Origin of the sequence: Pseudomonas sp. (assembly GCF_049590575.1) — a bacterium.
GTDB lineage: Bacteria > Pseudomonadota > Gammaproteobacteria > Pseudomonadales > Pseudomonadaceae > Aquipseudomonas.
The window spans coordinates 1-2,986 of record NZ_JBAWDE010000403.1 but is presented as its reverse complement, the minus strand read 5'-3'; the positions used below and the strand labels follow the sequence as shown (position 1 = coordinate 2,986).

The following is a 2,986-nucleotide window of genomic DNA, read 5'->3' as shown; positions in this document are numbered from 1 at the left end:
GCCCAGGCCAGCGCGGTGATCGCAGGGGCGCCGCTGCGGCCCGAAGTGAATTTCAACCTCGCGACCAGCCGCCAGCGCTTGTTGCGTGGCAGCGGCGGGCCGAACCTGGATGCGTCGCAGAGCGATGATGTGGTCGACAACTTCGGTGCCGACCTTACCGCCAGTTATGAAGTGGACTTCTGGGGTGGCCGCGCAGCCGCCCGCGACAGCGCCGCGTACAGCCTTCAGGCCAGCGAGTTCGACCAGGCAACCGTGGAGCTGACCTTGCTCGGCAATGTGGCCGACCGTTACGCGCAAACCCTCGCGGCGCGTCAACGCCAGCAGATCGCCGAGCTGAACCTGGCCAATGCGCGCAACGTCCTCGACCTGGTGCAAACCCGTTATGACGCGGGCTCCGCCACCGCCCTGGAACTGGCCCAGCAGAAAAGCCTGGTGGCCAGCCAGCAACGCCAGCTGCCGCTGATCCAGCAATTGGCCGAAGAATCGCAGATCACCCTGGCCGCCCTCCTCGGCCAGCCGGTGCAAGCGCTGGACCTGGGTAACGAACCTTTCCAGGCGCTGACCTGGCCGACCATTGGCGCCGGCCTGCCCAGCCAATTGCTCAGCCGTCGCCCCGACATCGCCAAGGCCGAGGCCGAGCTGGCCGCGGCGCAAGCGGACGTCACCGTGGCACGAGCCGCCATGCTGCCTAAGTTGACCCTGGGGGCCACCTTGGGCTCGGACGCCTACAAAGCCATGGAAATCCTGCGCAGCCCTTACTACACGCTGACCGCCGGGCTGGTAGGGCCGATCTTCAACAATAGCCGTTTAAGTGCCGAGCGCGACAAGGCCCGCGCGCGCCAGGACGAACTGCTCCAGACCTACCGCGGCGCGATCATCAACGGCTTTGCCGATGTGGAAAAAGCCCTCAGCAGCATCACGCGCCTGGACGAGCAGCGCGAGTGGCAGACCGAGGAATTGCAACAAGCCCAAAGCGCCTTCCAGATCGCCGAGAGCCGTTACCAGGCGGGCGCCGAAGACCTGCTGACCGTGCTCGAAACCCAGCGCACGCTGTATGCGGCCCAGGACATGAACGTGCAACTGCGCTTGTCGCGACTGCAAGCCAGCATCGCCCTGTACAAGGCAATGGGCGGTGGCTGGGGTAAAGAAATCCCATAACAAAAATCCGAATGCGTACGCATCACGTCTGAAAATCCTACATTCGTAGACCCCTGGTACTTGGTAAAAAGCCGTCCCTGAACGGTTGCCCGGTGCCTCGTGATGAAACCCAGCGCTCTTGTAAAAAGCCTGATGTGCGGCTACATCGGGCTGGCGGCCAGCCTGGCCCTTGCCGAACCCTTGATTGCGCCCACCGCGATTGACTGGTTGCTCGACTGCCCCTTCCCTGCCTTCGCACAGCCGGACCACGAAGTGCTTGAGCGGACCCAGTGCGGCAGCGTGAACGTACCTCGCGACTATGCTGCGCCCAAGCGTGGCAGCGTGCGCCTGGCCGTGACCCGGGTCGGCGCCCGTGACCCGCTCAATCGCGTGGGTGTGTTGTTTATCCAGGCCGGCGAGCCAGAAAGTGTTCAAGGCGCAACCTCAGTCCTGCACTTGGTCAGCCGCTGGAAGTCCTTCGCGACCCCGGCCTATCGCACACTCGTCGACCGCTATGACGCCATCGAACTGAGCCCGCGCGACCTGAGCCAGGACCGGGGTATCGAGCTGGCGGCACAAGACATGGAATTTGTGCGCGCGCAACTCGGCGAGGCACGGCTCAACTACCTCGGTAACGCGGACGCGGCCAGGCTTGGCAGCCGGTACGCGGCGCTGTTTTCCGAACACGTCGCACGCATGGTCCTGGTCAACCTTGGGCGCGACGCGCCGGCCGATACCAACGTCGAGCAATTGCTGCTCAAAGAGTCGGCGCAATCGCCTTCGGTGGGAGCCGGCTGCGTCAACCGCTGGGTCGGTGACTTTCTGGTGTACGGCAAACAGCCACCGTCTTCCACGCGCTGCCTGGACCTCGGCGGTTGGGAATAAACACCCGATTGCGACCTCTTCACGCCGAAAACGACACCCTGCGTTGACGCTCCGGTCCAATCGCTATTAAGTGCTATTTATCCGCATTAATACGATAAATCGAACCCATGCTAAGCCGCCCGCTACGACGCAAACGCCAGAAGCTGTCCGATGTGATTGTCGAGTCGGTCAAGCGCTCCATCGTCACCGATGCGCTGAAGCCCGGCGACCGCCTGCCCACCGAGCGCGAGCTGATGGAAAGCTTCCAGTGCTCCAAGGGCTCGGCCCGCGAGGCGCTCAAGGCGCTGGAGGTCGAAGGCCTGGTGAACACGCGCACCGGCCCCAGCGGCGGTGCCTACCTGAACCAGGCCGGCACCGAACCCGCCAGCCGTGCCCTGCGCAACTACCTGCACTTCCAGCACCTGGACGGTGAACAGGTGTACCAGCTGCGCAAGGTGATTGAAGTGGAACTGGCGGTGTCGGTGCTTGGGCGTTTGAGCGAAGACGACTACCAGGCCTTGCAGGACAATGTGGAGCTGTGCAGCGCCCCGGAAGACAGCGAAGCCGGCCAGCGCGAGCAACGCCTGGCGGAACTGGAGTTCCACAACCTGCTCGCCAAGGCCTGCCCCAACCCGTTGCTGAGTTTTATGGCGCAATTTCTCAACGACCTGCTGCGTGACCTGGTGGTGCTGAAAAAAGCCTACAAGCCCAAGCGCAAGCAGTTCGACGCGGCCAACCTCGACTATCACAAACAGCTGCTGATCGCGTTTCGCGCCGGCGATGAACGCGCCGTGCGCAGCTTGATGCATGAACACATGTGCGATGCCGAACACCATATGGCCGCGCTGGAAGGCCAGGTCAGCCCGCACTTTTTGCTGGAGTTCGATCACTCTTGAAAAACACCACAGACCCAAGGTGGGAGCGGGCTTGCTCGCGAAGGCGGTGGGTCAGCCAAGCATCCGGTGACTGATGCACTGCCTTCGCG

The 2,986-nt window shown here is 63.3% G+C and carries 3 protein-coding genes; all 3 read left to right on the top strand.

All coding sequences use genetic code 11. The features are described 5' to 3' along the window. The coding region (locus WBR57_RS28260; RefSeq protein ID WP_424088555.1) for an efflux transporter outer membrane subunit at positions 1 to 1,158 on the top strand (1,158 nt) is incomplete at its 5' end. Between the two features lie 102 nt (positions 1,159 to 1,260). Further along, complete coding sequence (locus WBR57_RS28255; protein ID WP_424088553.1) at positions 1,261 to 2,022, top strand: alpha/beta hydrolase; 762 nt, start codon at positions 1,261 to 1,263, stop codon at positions 2,020 to 2,022. 107 nt (positions 2,023 to 2,129) lie between these two features. After that, the gene (locus WBR57_RS28250) at positions 2,130 to 2,897 is read left to right on the top strand and encodes a FadR/GntR family transcriptional regulator (protein WP_424088551.1); all 768 of its coding nucleotides are present in this window, start codon (positions 2,130 to 2,132) and stop codon (positions 2,895 to 2,897) included. Positions 2,898 to 2,986: the final 89 nt, after the last annotated feature.